The organism is Streptomyces rubellomurinus (genome assembly GCF_000961885.1).
GTDB classification, from domain to species: Bacteria; Actinomycetota; Actinomycetes; order Streptomycetales; family Streptomycetaceae; genus Kitasatospora; species Kitasatospora rubellomurina.
Genome location: NZ_JZKH01000086.1, coordinates 1 through 17,975, shown reverse-complemented (window position 1 = coordinate 17,975; position 17,975 = coordinate 1). Strand labels below are relative to the sequence as shown.

Below are 17,975 nucleotides of genomic sequence, written 5' to 3'. Positions count from 1 at the left end.
CTGGACAAGTACTCCCTCTGACTTGTCTGGACAAGTGTGTGGAGCGGGCTCGGACGGGGCCACTCCCGGGCAGTGAACGGCTCCGGTCCGAGCGGTGGCGCGGACATGGCCTACCGGCGGGTCCGGTGGCGAGGAAGGCCGGTCCGGCCGGTGAAGGACGAACGGGCCGCCGGGGGCGGCAAGCACCCCCGGCGGCCCGGGCCGGACCGGCGAAGCGTCAGGACGGCTGCGTCTCCGCGAGCCCGACCAGGTCGGCGACACCGGCCAGCACGTACGTGTGCGGCTGCCCGTCGAAGTCGGCGCGGTCGAGCTCCCCGGTGAGCACGCCGACCACGACACCGGCCCCGGCGTTGGCGCCGGCCTGGACGTCGACGACGGTGTCGCCGGCGGTCAGCACCCGGCGGGTGTCGATGACGCCGGTCTTCTCCATCGCCCGGTGGATCATGTAGGGCGCGGGGCGCCCGCGCGGGACCTCGTCCGAGGTGACGACGGCGTCGAGGTTGCCGCCCTCGCCGGTCGACCAGCCGAGCGAGGCGAGCAGCGGCAGCGCGACGTCGTCGCTGAACCCGGTGGTCAGCGCGACCTTGATGCCGCGCCGCCGCAGCTCGGCCAGGGCGTCCTCGACGCCGGGGATGGCCTGCGGGGGAGTGGTCCGGTAGGCCTCGCGCAGGTACGCCCGGAAGGCCTGGTAGCTCTCCTCGACGAGCTCGGGGGTGGGAGTGCCGCCGCCGAGGCGGACCAGGGCGTCGATGGCCTCGCGCTTGTCGGTGCCCATCCAGGTCTGGAGGTCGGCCTCGGCGACGGCGACGCCGTTGCGCTCGACGGCGGTGCGCAGCGCCCGGTAGACGGCGCCGGACTCGTTGATGGTGGTACCGGCCATGTCGAGGGCGGCGAGCTGGATCACGGGGTCAGTCCTCTTCGGTGCGGTAGCGGCCGATGACGGTGCGGCCTTCGACGGTGTTCTCGATGGTGAAGGTGGCCATGCTGGGCAGGTAGCGGTCGTCGGCGTCCTCCAGCGGCACGCCGCGGCTGGAGGTGGTGAGCCGGCGGACGCGCAGCAGCGGGGCGCCCGCGGTGATCCGCAGGAGTTCGGCGTCGCGCGGTTCGGCGGCGACGGCGTCGATGGTGTGCCGGGCGTGGTGCAGGTCGACGTCGCGGCGCAGCAGTTCGTCGTAGACGGACCCGGTGTCCGGGTCGAAGTCGAAGAGGATCCGGCCGACCTCGTGGACGAAGGTGGAGCGTTCCAGCATCGCTGGGACGCCGTCCAGCAGGCGCAGCCGGACGAGTTCGACGACGGGTTCCCCTTCGGGCAGGCCGAGCCGGGCGGCGGCCTCCGGGGTGGCGCGGCGGCGGGCCACCTCGATCGTGCGCTGGCCCGGTTCGCGGCCGATGCCGCGGGCCCACTGGGTGAAGGACAGGAAGGTGGCGAAGGGCTGCGAGGGCGCCGTGCGGCGGGCGACGGGCGGTTTGCCGCGCCCGCCGACCAGGCTGCCCTCGCCGCGCAGGACGGCCAGGGCCTGGCGGACCGGGCCGCGGGAGCTGCCGAACTCGGCGCAGAGCTGCGACTCGCTGGGCACCGGCTCGCCCTCGGGCCACTCGCCGGACTCGATGCGCCGCTGGAACTCGGCGGCGAGCCGTTGGTGGAGCGGGAGCGCCTCGCGGGTCGCGTCACGTGTCGCCTCACTTGTCTTCACAAGTCGACTATGACACCAGGGGCCGGAACTTCTCAAGCGGAGCCCGGTGTGCAGGTCGGCTCATGGCCGCGACCGCTCGCGACGGTCGTCGGGCGGATGAACAGACGGTAACTTGTACAGACATCTCTTGACGTCGACGCCGCCGAGCCCGGAATCTGGAGCCATGAGCAGCAGCACCACACCCACCACCGCCCCCACCCGTCCGAGCGGGGCCGGCACGCCCGGCCGCAGCGACGTGGTGATCGTCGGCGCGGGCATCATCGGCCTGGCCCACGCCTTCGAGGCGCTGTCCAACGGCCTGTCCGTCACCGTCCTCGACCGCGACCGCCGACCGGTCGGCGCCTCGGTCCGCAACTTCGGCCACTGCTGCATCAGCGCCCAGGACGGCGAGCTGCTCGCCCTCGCCCAGCGCTCCCGCCCCGGCTGGCTGCGCGCCGCCGAAGCCGCCGGCTTCTGGGCCGCCGAGGCCGGCACCCTGGTCGTCGCCCGCTCCGCCACCGAGGCGGCCGTCCTGGACGAGCTGCGCGCCGAGCGCGGCGGCGACGCCGTCCGGCCGTACACGGCCGAGCAGACGGCCGCGGCCCTCGGCCGTGCGGAGGACGAGCGGGACGACATCACGGCCGGCGCGCTGCTGCCCGCCGACCTGCGGGTCAACCCGCGCGAGGCGGCGCCCGCCCTGGCCCGCTGGGTCGCCGAGCACCCGCGCGGCCGGGTGCTGTGGGGCACCGCCGTCACCGGCGTCGAGTCCGGCACCGTGCACACCACCCGCGGCGCCGTCCACGGCGAGCGGATCCTGGTCTGCGTCGGCCACGACGTGGACTACCTGCTCCCCGACATCGCCGAGGACCACGGGGTCGAGCGCTGCCGCCTCAGCATGGCCCGGGTCGAGGCCCCGGCCGGCTTCCGCACCGACTCGGCCGTGCTGACCGCCACCTCGATGCTCCGCTACGACGCCTTCACCAGCCGGCCCGCGGCCGCCCGACTGCGCGAGGAGGTGCTGGGCCACAGCGCCGAACTGCTGGAGATCGGCGCGAACGTGATGTTCACCCGGCTCCCGGACGGCACCGTCCTGGTCGGCGACTCGCACCACTACGACGCCACCACCCCGCCGTTCGTCGACGAGCGCACCTACGAGCTGCTGCTCGACGCCGTCGCGAAGGTCCTGGGCGTGCCGCGCCTGCGGGTCCTGGAACGCTGGCAGGGCGTCTACGCGAGCAGCCCCCGCGGCCCGCTGCTGGTGCGCGACCTGGCACCGGGGGTGCGCGCGATCTCGGTCACCTCGGGCATCGGGATGACCCTCTCCTTCGGCCTCGCCGCCGCCACCTTCGATGGCACCCTCGCCACCACCGGCTGAGGAACCGCAGGACGAGCCACCCCGCCAACTGCCGGACGCCGCCCCCGACTCCACCCGGGAGCGGCCCCGGCGCGGCCGGGGCCGCCGGCGGCCTTCAGCGCGGCTTCAGCGCGTACGGCCCGGCGGACGCCGACGAGCCCGACGAGCCGGACGACCCCCCGCACGGCCCGCAGTCGCCGCCCAGGCACTTGGCGGCCTCCGCCATCACCTCGTCCACCGTGTGGTCCCGCAGCTGCTTGCACCGGTCCTGCCGCCCCTGGTCCTTGCACTGCCGCACCGCCCGCCACCCCTCCAGGCAGGCCACCGCCTCCCACCCCTTGAGCACGTACAGCAGCGTCCGGCACAGGCAGTCCACGTACTCCTGGACGCCCGGGAACCCGTTCCACACCCCCTTCACCTGCCGGTCCAGCACCAGCAGCCGCACGTACAGCTCCAGCGGGCTCCGGTTCGGGTCGGCGACGTCCGCGGCCAGCTGCGCCGCGTCCGCCCGGAGCTTGGCGGCGCGCGGCGGCAGCGCCGCCTGCTCGGCGATCAGCGCCTGGAAGAACTTCGAGGCCACGTCGACCTCACTGCGGTAGTGCGCGATCAGGCCCGCGAGCTGGGCGTCCGGGTCGTCCTCGTGCCCGTCCGTGCCGAAGTCGCACGGGAACTCGCGGCAGCCGGGCTCCCCGTCGCACTCCTCGATCCGGGCGTGCACCCGGTGCTCGGCGCGCTCCGCGCAGTCGCGCTGCTCCTCGTCGACCCGGCAGCGCAACTGCTCGCGGATCGACTTGAGTTGGGCGTCCGCGGCCCGGACGTCGACCCCGGCGGCGGCGCGCGCGGCGCCGTAGTCCTTCTTCGCGGTGGAGAAGGCGGCCTTGAACGGCTCCAGGGTCTTCAGGCTCTCCTGGATGACGTCGGCGCGCTTCTGGATGCCCTTGGCCTTGCAGGCGAGTTCGTCGATGGCGTCGGTGTCGCAGCAGCCGGGGTGTCCGGCAGAGTACGGGGACTCGTAGCTCATGGGGCCTTCTCCGGGGTGATCGGGAAGCTCCCGGGTAGGGGAGCGGACGCGCGTCGAGAGTGCGACGGACACCGTCACCACGCCGTCGCCCGGCTGCGGCAACGCCGCGGTGACGTCGGCGGCCGAGCATCGGACCATGGCTGGATACCGGGCACTCGCCGCAGTCGGACGCAGTGTGGTCGCGCTGCTGAACCGGCGCTTCGAGGAGGAGATCCCCGAGGGCGCCGGCCGGCGGCCGCTGGCGGTGCTCGCCGGCCCGCTGGACTTCGAGAAGGTGGACACCGCCGGCGCGGTGATCCGCTATCCGGCCGTCTCCGTGTACTGCTACCGGCTCAGCATCGACCGGGAGACCCGGGCCGGCTGGGGCGCCGTCTCCGCGCGGGACGGCCTGCCCCGGCTGCCGCTGCGGATGCACATGATGATGGCCGCCTGGGACCAGTTCGTCGAGGCCGAGCTGGAGTGGCTCGGCCTGACCGCCCGCACGCTGGAGAGCGAGGGCATCCTCACCGGCCCGCTGCTCGACCCGAGCGGCGACTGGGAACCGGGCGACATGGTCCAGGTCGTCTCGGACGAGCTGGCGATGGACTCGCTGAGCGAGGCCTTCCAGGCGATGAGCACCGACTACCGGCTCTGCCTGCCCTACCTGGCCCGGGTGGTACGGATCGACGGCCCCCGCGGGCCCGCCCCCGAGGAGGTCACCACGGTGGCCACCCGGCTCTCCGGGATCCCGCGATGACCGCCCCCGCCGGCTCGGGCGACCTCGACGCCGGCCCCCCGATCACCGTCGACGCCGGCCCGGTCGACGTCACCCACCGCCTCGCGCTCGCCGTCCGCCCGCTCGACGCGCGCACCGCCGCGCCCGCCCCCGGCGTCCGGGTCGGCCGCGAGGCCCCGCCGCCCGGCGGCCCGGTCCGGCCGCTGGAGAGCCACGGCGCCACCGGCGCGGTGCTGCGGTACGGCCCCGGCGGCGTCCGGGCCCGCACCGTCGTGCTGCGGCTCGACGACCCGGCCCGCCGCCTCGTCCCGCGCCGCTTCCGCGTCCCGCTGTGGACGCCCGCCGAACTCACCGGCGCCGACGACCGCCCGCCCACCGCCGGCTACGTACCGGCCGCCTCCCGGCTGCTGCGCCCCTGGCTGCTGCCCGGCGTGGCCTATCCGGTGACGAACGGTCTGACCGGCCTGCGGCTGCGCGTCACCCACCGGGGCCGGCCGGTGCGCTGGCCCCGGGTGACGGCCTTCGGCTCCGGTGGCGTCCCGGTCGGCTGGGCGCACGGCGACGAGCACGGCCAGGTGCTGCTGCTGGTGGACGGCATCGGGGGGCTGCCGCACCCGGCGCCCTCCGCCTTCGACGTCGCCCTGCGCACCGCCGCCCCCGACCAGGGGCAGGTGCCGCCGGTCGACCCGCTCGACCCGCTGGCCGACCTGGTGGTCGAGGACGTCCCGCGCAGCCAGGCCCCGCCCGTCCCCGCGGACCTGGACAACCCGCTGCTGCGGGGCACCGCCCTGCCCCCGGGCTACCGGACCGGCGCCGGGGACGTCGTCCGGCGCCTGACCGTCGGCCGGGTGCTCCCCGAGACCGAGTTGCCGCACACCTGACCCGCGCATCCGACCCGCCGCCCGCCGCCCGCCAGACCGCAGCCCGCCACCCGCCAGCCCGCCGCCCGAGGAGGCCCGCGCATGCCCGAGTACCTGACCCCAGGCGTCTACGTCGAGGAGACCAGCTTCCGCTCGCGGTCCATCGAGGGGGTGCCCACCAGCACCTTCGGCATGGCCGGTCGGACGGAGTACGGCCCGGTGCCGTACCTCGCCAACGGGCGGATCCTGACGCCCGGCCCGTCCCTGGTCACCAGCTTCACCGAGTACGAGCGCGCGTACGGCGGGCTGACCCTGGGGGACGGCAGCCCCTGCTACCTGGCGCTGGCCGCCCGCGCCTTCTTCGCCAACGGCGGCCGCCGGCTGTACGTCTCCCGGGTGTTCTCCTTCGTCAAGACGGCCGGCCCGGCGGACACGATCGACGGGCCGGCCAACTTCGCCTCGCTCGCGGTGCCCGCGACCGGCACGCCGGTGCTGCGCTGGTGGGCCCGCTGGCCGGGGCAGGCCGGGGCGCGGATCGGCGTCTCGGTGGCGTTCCGGCGCAGCAAGAACGTGCTGATCGCGGCCACCGCCGCGGACGGCACCGGCACCGTCCGGCTGACCGGTGTGCAGCCGGGCGCGGCCGTCGAACTGGCCGACCTGGTGGGCGGGAAGCCGCCGGCGCCGAGCGACCGGACGAAGCCGAACGCCGCCGACGTCCGGATCGTGGCGCGGGCCGCGGACGGCAGCCTCGGCTACCGCAACGCCCAGGGCGGCGTGGACGCCCCGGCCGCCGGCAAGGCCGCCTTCCACCTCACCCTGGCCGTCACCGTCCGCTCCGGCGCGGACCGGCTGGACGTCTACAACGAGCTCGAACTCGACGACGCCCACCCGCGCTCGGTGGCGAGGGTGCTCGCCGCCAAGGACCCGGCCGACGAGTTCTCCCTGGTCTGGCTCGACTACCCGGCGCCCACCGCCCCCGGGGCCCAACCGCCCACGCCGGGCGAGACGTTGACCGCCCTGCTGGCGCTCGACGCCGCCCACCCGGGCTTCCTCACGGGCGGCGGCGACGGCCAGGACCCGACCTCCGTGGAGCTGCTGGGCGAGCGCGCCGACCCGGACGACCACAACCGGCCGGCCACCGGGCTGGCCGCGCTCGGCGAGATCGACGACATCGCCGTCGTCGCGATGCCCGACACGGTGAACCTCACCGGCCAGGACCAGACGGAGGCGGCCTCCGGGCTGATCGACCACTGCGAGCAGCTGCGCTACCGGATGGCGATCGTCGACCCGCCGAAGGACAGCTCGATCTCCGAAGTGCGCCGCTTCCGCTCGCAGTTCGACAGCACCTACGGGGCCCTCTACTACCCGTGGCTGCGGATCACCGACCCCACCCGGCGGCCCGACCCGGGCGCGCCCACGCCGACGCTGGACCTGCCGCCCTCCGGCTTCGTCGCCGGGATCTACGCCCGCAGCGACAACGACCGCGGGGTGTTCAAGGCCCCGGCGAACGAAGTCGTCTACGGCATGAGCGAGTTCGTCACCAACGTGACCTACGACCGGCAGGCCGTCCTCAACCCCGAGGGGATCAACGCGCTGCGCTTCTTCGAGGGCCGGTCGAACCGGGTCTGGGGCGCGCGGACGATGAGTTCGGACCCGGAGTGGAAGTACGTCAACGTCCGCCGGCTGTTCATCTACCTGGAGCACTCGATCGACAAGTCGACCCAGTGGGCGGTGTTCGAGCCGAACAACGAGCGGCTCTGGGCCTCGGTGCGGCAGTCCGTCGAGGACTTCCTGCTGGTCACCTGGAAGAGCGGCGCGCTGATGGGCGGCAAGCCGGAGGAGGCGTTCTTCGTCCGCTGCGACCGCACCACGATGACCCAGAACGACATCGACAACGGCCGGATGATCTGCCTGATCGGGGTCGCCCCCACCTACCCGGCCGAGTTCGTGATCTTCCGGATCGGCCAGTTCACCGCCGACGCGCCGGCCGTCTGACGCGGCGTCATTCTCAGCGAAGGAGAGGGCACATGGCCACCCGCAACAACCCGTACGGAGCCTTCAACTTCCTCGTCAAACTCGGCGACGCCGGCGGCGAGGACCAGATCGCCGGCGGCTTCTCCGACTTCACCGGCGCGGGCAACGAGGTGAAGTTCTCCGAGTACCGCAACGGCAACGACAAGGAGAACCACGTCCGCAAGATCGCCAACACCAACACCACCGACGACGTCACCCTCAAGCGCGGCATCATCGGCGACCTGCGGCTGTTCAACTGGATCAAGGCCACCCGGGAGGGCGACTTCGACCCCCGGACGGTCGTCGTCACCCTCCACGACGAGGCCCGCACCCCGGTCTGCTCCTGGACGCTGCACAACGCCCAGCCCAAGAAGTGGGTCGGCCCCACCCTGGCCGGCAAGGGCGGCGGCGAGGTCGCGATGGAGGAACTCCACCTCGTCGCCGAGCGGATCGACTTCGCGTCGCTGTGAGCACGCCCATGAACGCCGCGAACGCCGCCGCCAGCGCCCCCGGGCTGCGGCTCGGGGCGCCCGGGGTGTACCGGGACGCCCGGCGGCCGGCGCCCGCCTTCCGGCCGGTGCGGCTGGACGTGGCCGGGTTCGTCGGGGTGGCGCCGCGCGGGCCGGTGGACCGGCCGGTCGCCGTCGAGCGCTGGACGGAGTACCAGCGGCGCTTCGGCGGTCTGGAGGGCCCGGGCCTGCTGCCGTACGCCGTCCGGGCGTTCTTCGCCCAGGGCGGCAGCCGGGCGTACGTGCTGCGGGTCTCGCCGGTGCCGCGCGCGCCCGACCCGGCCGCGCTGGCCGCCGTCGCCCGGTACACCGTCCGGCTGGCCGATCCCGCCGCCGGCGCGCCCGTCGACCTCGGGCTGGTCGCCGCCGACGAGGGCAGCTGGGGCGGACGCCTCGCCGTGCGCTGGGAGTTCGCCGCCGACCGGCACTTCACCGGCCGGGCGGACGGCCTGCGGCTGCCGCTGCCCGACGCGGTCGCCGTGCCGGCCGGCTCCCTGCTCCGGGTCCGCGGGCCGGGGCTGCCGCCCGCCGGGGTGTTCCGCTTCGTCCGCCTGGTGGAGGAGTCCCCGCGCGGCCGAACGGCCTTCCTGGACGAGGCACTTGACGCTGTCGAGCTCGAAGCGGACATCGTCACCGCAACCGTCACCGTCACCGACGCCGACCCGGCCCGCGCCGAACGCCTCACCGACCTCGGCCTGTCCGCCGCGCACCCCCGCCCCGCCCGGCAGGTGCTCGCCGAGGAGTCCCTGCTGATCGCCCCGGACGGCGACTGGCCCGAGCGGCTGCTGCCCCCGGACCCGACCCTGCCGGCCGTCGACGCCGTCCTGGTCCGGCCCGGCGCGGACCGCTGGGCGGCCGTCACGGCGGACAGCCTCTTCGGCGACACCCCGCCCGAGCTGTTCCCGGTCGGCGGCGACCGATTGCCCGACGACGGCACCGCCTTCGTCGGCCTCGACCGGCTCGCCCTGGAACCCGAGGTCGCCCTGCTCTCGGTGCCCGACCTGCTCTGGGACTACCCGGTGCCCACCGGCACCACCGACCCGCCGGAGCCGCCGCCCGAGCGGGCGGACGGGCGCTGCCCGCCCCCGGCCGTCCCCGTGGTCTACCCGCCGCCGCCGGAGCGGGCGGTGCTGCTCGACGGCCGCGACCCGGGCGCGCTCGCCGAGATCCTGCGCCGCCAGCGCCGCCTCGTCGACCTGGCGGAGCGCCAGCGCCGCTTCGTCGCCCTGCTGGACGTGCCCCCCGGGCTGCCGCTGCGCCTGACCACCCGCTGGCGGGCCGGCTTCGACAGCTCCTACGCGGCCGCGCACCACCCGTGGCTCGGCGTCGTCGACCCGGACGACCCGCGGCTGCGCGCCGTCCAGGTGCCGCCGTCCGCGTTCGCCGCCGGGATCATCGCCGACCGCGAGCACCGGCTCGGCATCCCCTGGGGCCCGGCCAACGCCCTCGCGGCCGGGGCCGTGACGGCGGCCGACCAGCCCGCCCCGGCCGAGCTCGACGAACTCCACCTGCTCGGCATCGACGTGTTCGCCGCCGAGCGGGACGGCTTCCGGCTGGCCTCCGCCCGTACGCTCTCCGGCGACCCGGACTACCGCCAGCTGAGCGTGCGGCGCCTGATGACGATGCTGCGCCTCGTCCTCGAACGCCAGGCGCAGAGCCTCGCCTTCGAGCCCAACTCGCCGCAGCTGCGCGACGAGTTGCGCGGCGCGGTGACCAGGCTGCTGCGTGACCTGTTCCGCGCCGGGGCGTTCGGCGGGGCCACCGAGGCGCAGGCCTTCTTCGTCCGCTGCGACGAGGAGCTGAACCCCGCGCGGTCGCAGGGGCTGGGCCGGCTGGTCGCCGAGATCGGGGTGGCGCCTGCCCAGCCGCTCGAATACCTCGTCCTGCGGATCGCCCAGGACGCGGACGGCGACGTCAGAGTGGCGGGCTGAGCGATGGCCGAGCTGGTGCAGGGCTTCAACTTCCGGATCTCGCTGCGGCGCAGCACCTCCCCGGGCCCGACCGCGACGCCGCCGCCCAGCCTGGACGGCGCGACGGCCGCCGGCCCGGGGGCGGACCCCGGGGCGGACGGCCCGGCGGACCGGCTCGGCGACGGCGGCTTCCAGGAGTGCGCCGGCCTGGAGCTGGAGATGGAGGTCGGCGACCACCCCGAGGGCGGCCGCAACGACGGACTGGCCCGGGGGACGGGCCGGATCAAGCTCCAGCCGATCGTGCTCAAGCGCGGCATGCTCGTGCCCACCCCCGGCGGCCGGGCCGACACCGCGCTCTGGGACTGGCTGCACGGCATCGTCAGCGGCGAACGGCGGGCGGCCCGCTACGACGGCGACATCGAGGTGCTGGACCCGACCGGGGCCAGGACCGTCGCCCACTGGCGGTTCACCCGCGGACTGCCCGTCAAGCTCACCGGGCCGGCGCTCAACGCGCGCACCGGCGAGATCGCCATGGAGGAACTGCACATCGCCCACGAGGGCCTGCGACTGGAGGGCACCTGATGGCGGAGCTGGCCCACGCGACCCTGCAGCGGCTCCGGGTGGACCGGGCCGGCGGCAAGGACCGGCCGCCGCTGGTCAAGGGGGACGGTCCGGCGGTCGAGGTCCAGTTCAACCCCGTCTCGCTGCGGCTCAGCCGGAACAACAACGTCGACCGCGGCGGCGTCGGCACCCGCACCGAGAAGCGCCAGAACCCCTCGGCGGAGCCCGCCGTGCTCGCCTTCGACCTGGCCTTCGACACGGCGGAGCAGGGCGGCCCCGGCGCGTACACGGACGTCCGGGAGTGGACGGCGGTGGTCCGGCAGTTCGTCGAGCCGCCGCCGCGCAAGAAGGGCGACCCGCCGCCGATCGTCCGGTTCCAGTGGGGGACGTTCCGGTTCGACGGGATCGTCACCCAGGTCACCGAGGAACTGGACCTGTTCGCCCCGGACGGCACCCCGCTGCGGGCCAAGGTCGGCGTCACCGTCACCGAGCAGGACTTCGGCCTCGAAGCGCACGAGAAGGGCGCCGGCGCGCGCGACGCCCGCGCCGCCACCGACCCGGGCACGCCGCCGGCCGGCTCCACCCCCGGCACGGCCGGCACGAACCGGCCGCAGCAGGTCGTCCAGGCCCGGGGCGGGGAGAGCGCCCAGCAGCTGCTGGCCCGGCTCGGGCTCGACCCGGCGGCCTGGCGGGCGGCGATGCGGGGGCTGGACAGCCCGCTCGGGCTCACCGCCGGGTTCAACGTGCACCTCGGCGTCGAGGTCGAGGCGGGCGGCGGCCTCGGCCTGTCGGCCGGGTTCGCGGGCGAGGCCGCGGCCACCTCCGTCGCCGGGCTCGCCGGGGCGCTGGGCCTCGGGCCGGATGCCGAAGGTGCCGCTCCCAGCAGCGGGAGCGGCACGGACGACCTGACGGCCGCGGGCTTCGCGCTCTCGGCCGGCGGCGGGATCGCCGCGTCGCTGAGCACGGTGACCGGCGCCCGCGCCGCCCGGGCCGTCGACCTGGCCCGCGGCGCCTTCGCCGTCCCCGGCCCGGTACCCCCGACCGGCGCCGCCCCGCCGCCCGACCCGCGCGCCCTGACGTACGGCCAGGGCGTGCCGCTGCGCAGCCGCGCCGACGCGGACACCCGCGCCGAGGCGGAGACCGGCGGCGCCCGCAGCCTGGCCGGCCGGGCCCGCGCCCGCGAACTGCCGCCGCCGGACGGCGTGACGCCGCCGTGGGAGCACCTGCCGCCGGTGACGCCCGCCCGGACGGCGGCGGACTGCGCGCAACGCCGCCGTGACGCACCGCCGAGCACCCTGAGGTGGCGGCCGTAGAGGACCCGGGAGGCGCCATGACCGTGCACATCGGCGAAGTCCACACCGACGTCGTCCCCGCGGCCGCGCCCGGCCCGGCGCCCGCCGCCGGGCGCGGCGGCCCGGCCGGGGAGGCGGAGCGGGCCGAGGAGCTGTGCGCGGCGCTCGACCGGGCGCGCTGGCTGGCCGGACGGGTCGCGGCGGTGGGCTTCGATGACTGAGCCGGGCGTCACCGCCGTCGCCCCGGTCTTCACCGTCGGCAGCGACCTCGTGCGCGACCTGGGCCGGGACTGCGTCCGCCTGGAGGTCGGCGAGGGCACCGAGGGCCTGCGCACCCTGCGGGCGACCTTCCTGGCCAGCGGCGTCGGCGCCCGGGGCCCGCAGCAGAGCCTGCTGCACCTGGACGGGCGGACGGTCGACCTCGGCAGCGCGCTCAAGGTCGCCCTCGGCCCCGACGCCGACCAGCGCAACGTCTTCGAGGGCACCGTCTCCGGCCTGGAGCTCGTCCTCGGCGACGGCGACCCGCCCCTGGTCGTGGTGCACGCCGAGGACGCCCTGATGCGGCTGCGGATGACCCGCCGGACGCGCACCTACACGCAGGTGACCGACGCCGACCTCGCCGAGGCCGTCGCCCGCGAGCACGGCCTGCGGGCGGACACCGCCGCGCCCGGCCCGCGCTACGACGTCGTCCAGCAGCTGAACCAGAGCGACCTCGCCTTCCTGCGCGAGCGCGCCCGCCTGCTCCAGGCCGAACTCTGGTGCAGCGGCGGCACGTTGCACCTGCGCACCCGGGACACCCGGCCGGGCACCGCGCTCACCCTGGTGCTCGGCCGCGACCTGCTGTCCGCCCGGCTGACGGCCGACCTCGCTCACCAGCGCAGCGAGGTGGTGGTCACCGGCTACGACGCCGAACGCCGGGAGGGCGTCGACGAGCGGGCCGGCCCGGAGCTGGTCGAGGCCGAGGCCGGCGGCGGCCGCACCGGCGTGCGCCTGCTGGCCCGGGCGCTCGGCCCCAGCAGCACCCTGCGGGTGCGCGAGGTCGCCCTGAACGCGGCCGAGGCGTCCGCCTGGGCGCGGGCCGAGATGCTCCGGCGCGGCCGGCGCTTCGTCGTCGCGACCGGCCTCACCAACGGCACGCCCGACCTGGTCGTCGGCAGCCGGCTCACCCTGCGGGACGTCGGCGCCCCCTTCGACGGCCCCGGCTACTACGTCACCCGGCTGTGCCACGGCTTCGACCTGGAGCACGGCTTCCGCACCCGCTTCGAGGCCGAGCGGGCCACGCTCAACGACGTGAACTGAGACGTGAACCGAGACGTGAACTGAGACGTGAACCGAGGTGAACCGATGCCCCTGCCCAGCCCGTCCGACGGCGCCGCGCCCGGCTACCACGGCGCCTACCCCGCCCTGGTCACCGACATCGTGGACGAGCAGAAGCTCGGCCGGGTCGAGGTGCGCTTCCCCTGGCTCGGCACCGACGGCGACCGCGACGTCCGGGCCTGGGCCACGCTCTGCTCGCCGTACGCCGACCGCGACCAGGGGCTGCTCGTCCTCCCGGAGGTCGGCAGCCAGGTGGTCGTGGTCTTCGAGGCGGGCAACCTGCGCCGCCCGTACATCCTCGGCGCGGCCTGGAACGGCCGGGAGGCCCTGCCGCACCAGCCCGAGCGGGCGAACGACATCCGGCTGCTGCGCTCCCGGGCGGACAGCCGGCTGGAGTTCGACGACACGGCCGGCGCCGCCAAGGTGCGGATCACCATGGCCTCCGGCCACCAGGTGAGCCTCGACGACGCCGCCCAGACCGTGACGGTGCGGCACGCCACCGGCTGCGAGGTCCGGCTGACCGCCACCACGGTCGAGATCAGGGCCAACGTCTCGGTCGACGTCACCGCGCCGATGGTGAAGGTCGACGCGCCGCTGGCGACCTTCAGCGGCATCGTCCAGGTCGGCACCCTGACCGCCGAGCAGATGGTCATGTCACCGGCCTACACGCCGGGCGCCGGGAACATCTGGTGACCGCCGCGGCCCACGGGTTCCAGCTGCGCGCGCCCTGGTACGTCTGCGAGCTCGGCGGCTTCGACCGCTTCGACCCCCGGGCGGCCGCCCCGGCCCTGCAGAAGTACGACGCCCCCGACTTCGTCGCCCGGCTGACGGCGGACCCGCGCGCCTCGCTCGCCTTCGACCCGGTCGAGGACGTGTACGCCTACCCCGTCCCGGTGCCGGCCGGCCGGGCCCGGCGCGGACGGCTGCGCTTCGCCACCCACACCATGGTCGCCACGCCGCTGCGCAAGCTCTACCAGCCCGGCCACCACCGCTTCTACGCCGTCGTCGTCGAGCTGTTCTGCGACCGGCCGGGCCTGCCCCGGCCCGGCGCCGCGGCCGAGGGCGTGCAGCTGCGGATGGTGCTGCGGCGGCAGCAGCGGACCGTCCCGACCTCCGAACGGGCGGCCGTGCGCCGGCTCGCGAGGGCGCTGACCACCGACCTGCTGGCCGCCCGCGGCGCCGCAGCCGGCCGGCTCACCGACCGGGACCTGCCCAACGTGCTCTGGGCCGACCTCGCCTACCGCGCCCGCTTCGAGGCCGAGCACGGCGACCTGCTCGCCGCCCTCGGGCCGCCCGTCGAGCAGAGCTGGACCACCGGCCCCAAGGGCCCGCACTGGGTGCCCACCGGCACCGTGGGCGCGGACGGCAGGCCCGAACCGGAGCAGGAACTGCCGATGTGGCGGATCCCCACCCCCGCCTGGGAGTGCGAGCGGGCCGCGACCCGCTCGCTCTGGTTCGGCCTGGTGCCGACCCTCTCCGGCGAGCACGACGACCAGGGCGCCCCCAAACTCGACGACCAGCACGTGTACGAGCTCCGCTGCGTCGCCCGCCGGCCGCCCGCCCCGGGCCACGAGCACTGCCCGCCGCAGGAGTCCTGGAGCGCCGGCACCGAGCCGTTCAGCCTCGCCGCGTTCTACGACCCGGAGGGCACCAAGAACCACAAGGTCTCGATCACCATGCCGGACCTGCGGGCCCTCGCCGCCCGCGCCGGACGCCCGGCCGGCCCCGGCGGCGTGGCGGTCACCACCCCGCCCGGCTCCCAACTGCCCGTCACCGGCGGCGACATCCCGAAGCCCGGCAGCGGCACACCCGGCGGCACCGACTTCCGGATCTGCACCTTCGCGCTCGAACTCTTCATGATCGTGGCGTTCTTCCTGTTCAGCCTCTTCCTGCCGATCGTGGTGCTCGCCTTCCAGCTCTGGTGGCTGCTCGCGCTGCGCTTCTGCCTGCCACCGGACCTCGTCGCCCTCGGCGCCCTCCAGGCGTACCTCAGCGCCCCCGGGCACGACCTCGCCACGCTGCTCACCGGGCCCGGGCCGGGCAACCCCGGGCCGGGCCGGCTCGACGACCTGCTCGGCGCACCGGGCGCCACGGCCGCGATGGCCGCGCGGGCGCCCTTCAAGCCGAGCGCGCCCGGCGCCGATCCGGAGGCCCGGGCGGCGGCCGCCGACCTGGTGGCCGCGCTCGACCCGACCACCGGCGCCACCGGCTCGCCGCCGCCCGTCGAGAGCTCCCCGCCCGACCCGCTCTGCGGAGGCCGCTGATGGCCGGCCCCGCTCGCGAGGTCAAACCGTCCGCGCCCGCCGCGCCCAGGGCGGCGCCCGGGCCTACGACGGAAGGGCCCGCCGGCGCCCTCGCCGGGCAGCTGGCGGGTGCCGTGCCCGCGCGCCCGACCGTCGCGCCCGACGTGCCCCGGGACGTCCTCGCGCTGGAGGGCGGCGCCGCCCTGGCGCCCACCCCGGCCGTCACCGCGTACCTGGAGCGGAAGGGCCCCGCCGGTGGCCCCGTCCGGGCCGCGCTGGGCACCCTCGCCACCGGGACGCTCAACCTCCGGAAGACCGACGAGGGCCTGACCACCGGCCCGGACTACGAAACCCTGCCGCTGGCCCACCCGTTCCTCCTGCCGCTCACCCGGTACGGCATCGAACCGGTGCTCGCCGTCCGGGTGCGCGGCGGCCTGCTGGAGGGCCACGCCTCCGCCGTCGTGAAGGGCCGCCTGCTCACCGGCCCGGCCGAACTGCTCGGCCAAGTCGCCGAGCACGCCGATCAGTTGGGGCTCGCCGGGGTGAGCGCGCTGAAGCTGCCCGCGGTGGAGAACCGGCTCGACGGGCCGAAGCTGCTGATCCGGGCGGCCGGGCTGCACTTCCGGCTCGGCGGCTTCCTCGACGCCACCGGCGCCCTCGGCCTCGCCGACGAGGTGGTCACCTTCGACGCGACCGCCACCGGCACGGTGCCCGGGCTCGCCGTCGTCACCCTGCCGGTCAAGCGGGACGCCCAGGGCGGGCTGTCCGGCGAGGCCACGGTCGAGGTGGAGCTGAAGGGCTTCAAGGGCACGGTGACGGCGGCCCTCGCGGGCGGCGTCGTCGACGTGCGCGGCAGCGTCCACTACGCCAACGACAAGTTCGACGGCGAGGTGACCCTGGTCGCCACCGACGAGCAGAGTGCCGGCCGGCTGACGGGCGAACAGGTCGCCGCCGCTCAGGCCAAGGCGGCGGCGCCGAAGCCGTCCGTCCCCGAGGGTGAGCAGGAGCCGGCCCCGACCGGCCCGCGCCCCGGGCCGCGCGTGGTTGTCGGCTGGGGAACGGTCAGCGTCCAGCTCGCCGAATGGCTGAGCGGCGAGGCCCTGGTGGTGGTCGACCACCACGGGGACGTCACCCTGGTCGGCAGGATCACGCCGAGGATGACCAAGCCGCTGTTCGAGCAGAAGGACTGGGTCAAACCGCTGCCCAAACTGGAGGTGCGCGCCCTGTACGGCGTGCCGCTGGTCGGCAACGTCTTCGTCTTCGCCGACGTCGGCCTGGAACTGCTCGCCAAACTCGGCCCGGCCACGCTCGACCGGATGGAACTCACCGGCACCTGGTCCACCAAGCCCGAGGTCCTGAAGGACTTCGGCATCACCGGCACCCTCAACGTCTCCGCCTTCGCGGGCATCCGGCTGGTCGCCCAGGGCGGCGCGGGCGTCGAACTCCTCGGCCACGACATCAAGGCGGGCGTGGCGCTGAACGCCCTCGCCGGGATCCGCGGCTACGTGGAGGCCACCCCCCGGATCGGCTACCGCGAAGTCGCCGACCCCAAGGCCGGCAAGCACGGCGAGTTCTTCATCGGCGGCCACCTGGAGATCGCCGCCCAGCCCTTCCTCGGCCTCGGCGGCGACCTCTTCGTCGCCCTGGTCAGCCCCTGGTGGTCCCCGGCGCCCAGCCACCGCTGGACCTGGCCGCTGTTCCAGCTGGAGTACCCGCTGCCGGGCGAGTTCGGGATCGGCGCCGACGTCGAGCACGTCCTCGGCTCGGGGAAGGTGCCGGAGGTCAAGTTCGGCGAAGTCGCCTTCAGCGCGGACAAGTTCATGACCGATTTGATGAACGACCACGTGCCGAAGAAGTCCGGACGGGACGACCGGAAGGCCGGCACCTGGCACGAGGGCCCGGGCGCGGCGGCTCCTGCCAAGGCGGCTCCTGCCAAGGCCGCGACGACGAAGCCCAAGGGCGCGGAACCCGAGCAGGGGATGAGCCCCGAGAAGCTGAAACGCTGGCAGGGCGGCCTCCAGGCGATCGGCGCACTCGCCCAGGAGTCGTTGACCGATCCGTTCGAGGAGGACGAACTGCGGACCGCCCTTGCCGGGATCAAGAAGACGTACGGCTTCACCCTGCTCGAAGAACAGCGCCAGGGCGACGAGTCGCTGATCGACGCCCGGATGAGCCCGGCGACCAAGAAGAAGCCCAAGGTCAGGCTTGTCAGACCCGTCTACCGCGGCGGTCCGTACAACACTCTCGGCGTGAAGAACCCCCGGGGCGGCAAGAACCGAGCGACCAAGGGTACGGAACGCAACCACATGCCCGCGTGGAAGGCGACCAAGGACGCCCAGGCGGTGGGTGGTAGGACCGCCAAGATCACGCAGGCGTTGAATGTGGTCTCGCGCTACACCGCCCCTGCTGTCGAGATGGACATCGCCGACCACAAGAAGACCGGAAGTTGGGGTACGGCTGGCAAGGGCTGGCGAGCGGACCAGACGAGGCTGCTGGTGCAGGGCAAG

General features: G+C 75.2%; 15 protein-coding genes and 1 pseudogene. 13 read left to right on the top strand and 3 right to left on the bottom strand.

Annotated features, from left to right (window positions below):
- Positions 1-217 precede the first annotated feature (217 nt).
- Together VM95_RS30410 and VM95_RS30405 are read right to left on the bottom strand one after the other, a co-directional pair.
- Positions 218-904, bottom strand: a complete 687-nt coding sequence (locus tag VM95_RS30410) for a phosphonatase-like hydrolase (RefSeq protein ID WP_045702821.1) — start codon at positions 902-904, stop codon at positions 218-220.
- Positions 905-908: 4 nt separating this feature from the next.
- Positions 909-1,694, bottom strand: coding sequence for a GntR family transcriptional regulator (locus tag VM95_RS30405; protein ID WP_045702819.1), 786 nt, complete (start codon positions 1,692-1,694; stop codon positions 909-911).
- Between the two features lie 163 nt (positions 1,695-1,857).
- On the opposite strand from VM95_RS30405, the gene VM95_RS30400 reads away from it, so the two are divergent.
- Positions 1,858-3,048: a TIGR03364 family FAD-dependent oxidoreductase gene (locus tag VM95_RS30400; protein WP_078860773.1), complete on the top strand. Its 1,191-nt coding sequence runs from the start codon at positions 1,858-1,860 to the stop codon at positions 3,046-3,048.
- Between the two features lie 94 nt (positions 3,049-3,142).
- Here the strand turns inward: VM95_RS30400 and VM95_RS30395 are convergent, their stop codons facing one another.
- A complete protein-coding gene (locus VM95_RS30395; protein ID WP_045702817.1) occupies positions 3,143-4,048 on the bottom strand; it encodes a hypothetical protein in 906 nt (301 codons plus the stop codon).
- Between the two features lie 136 nt (positions 4,049-4,184).
- Here VM95_RS30395 and VM95_RS30390 point away from each other — a divergent pair, with 136 nt between their 5' ends.
- The 12 genes and pseudogenes from VM95_RS30390 to VM95_RS39270 form a co-directional block, all read left to right on the top strand.
- Positions 4,185-4,784 (top strand): Pvc16 family protein, encoded by a 600-nt coding sequence (locus VM95_RS30390; RefSeq protein ID WP_078860771.1) that lies wholly within the window; start codon positions 4,185-4,187, stop codon positions 4,782-4,784.
- On the top strand, positions 4,781-5,644 hold the full coding sequence (locus tag VM95_RS30385) for a hypothetical protein (RefSeq protein WP_045702815.1): 864 nt from the start codon (positions 4,781-4,783) through the stop codon (positions 5,642-5,644). The genes VM95_RS30390 and VM95_RS30385 overlap by 4 nt, the downstream gene beginning before the upstream one ends.
- Positions 5,645-5,725: 81 nt before the next feature.
- A complete protein-coding gene (locus tag VM95_RS30380; protein WP_045702814.1) occupies positions 5,726-7,618 on the top strand; it encodes a phage tail sheath family protein in 1,893 nt (630 codons plus the stop codon).
- Positions 7,619-7,650: 32 nt separating this feature from the next.
- Positions 7,651-8,106: a phage tail protein gene (locus VM95_RS30375; protein WP_045702813.1), complete on the top strand. Its 456-nt coding sequence runs from the start codon at positions 7,651-7,653 to the stop codon at positions 8,104-8,106.
- 8 nt (positions 8,107-8,114) lie between these two features.
- Entirely contained in the window at positions 8,115-10,076 is a 1,962-nt protein-coding gene (locus VM95_RS39275) for a phage tail sheath C-terminal domain-containing protein (protein WP_052707665.1), read from the top strand.
- Positions 10,077-10,079: 3 nt separating this feature from the next.
- Complete coding sequence (locus tag VM95_RS30365; protein ID WP_045702811.1) at positions 10,080-10,637, top strand: phage tail protein; 558 nt, start codon at positions 10,080-10,082, stop codon at positions 10,635-10,637.
- Positions 10,637-11,929: a CIS tube protein gene (locus tag VM95_RS30360; RefSeq protein ID WP_045702809.1), complete on the top strand. Its 1,293-nt coding sequence runs from the start codon at positions 10,637-10,639 to the stop codon at positions 11,927-11,929. Before VM95_RS30365 ends, VM95_RS30360 begins: the two co-directional genes overlap by 1 nt.
- A 17-nt stretch (positions 11,930-11,946) precedes the next feature.
- Positions 11,947-12,129: a hypothetical protein gene (locus VM95_RS30355; protein ID WP_045702806.1), complete on the top strand. Its 183-nt coding sequence runs from the start codon at positions 11,947-11,949 to the stop codon at positions 12,127-12,129.
- Positions 12,122-13,207: a phage late control D family protein gene (locus VM95_RS30350; RefSeq protein ID WP_045702804.1), complete on the top strand. Its 1,086-nt coding sequence runs from the start codon at positions 12,122-12,124 to the stop codon at positions 13,205-13,207. Before VM95_RS30355 ends, VM95_RS30350 begins: the two co-directional genes overlap by 8 nt.
- Positions 13,208-13,252: 45 nt before the next feature.
- A complete protein-coding gene (locus tag VM95_RS30345; protein WP_045702803.1) occupies positions 13,253-13,918 on the top strand; it encodes a phage baseplate assembly protein V in 666 nt (221 codons plus the stop codon).
- Positions 13,915-15,489: a hypothetical protein gene (locus VM95_RS30340; protein WP_045702801.1), complete on the top strand. Its 1,575-nt coding sequence runs from the start codon at positions 13,915-13,917 to the stop codon at positions 15,487-15,489. Before VM95_RS30345 ends, VM95_RS30340 begins: the two co-directional genes overlap by 4 nt.
- A pseudogene (locus tag VM95_RS39270) lies at positions 15,489-17,975 on the top strand (hypothetical protein); the annotation flags it as partial. The gene VM95_RS30340 and the pseudogene VM95_RS39270, both read left to right, overlap by 1 nt.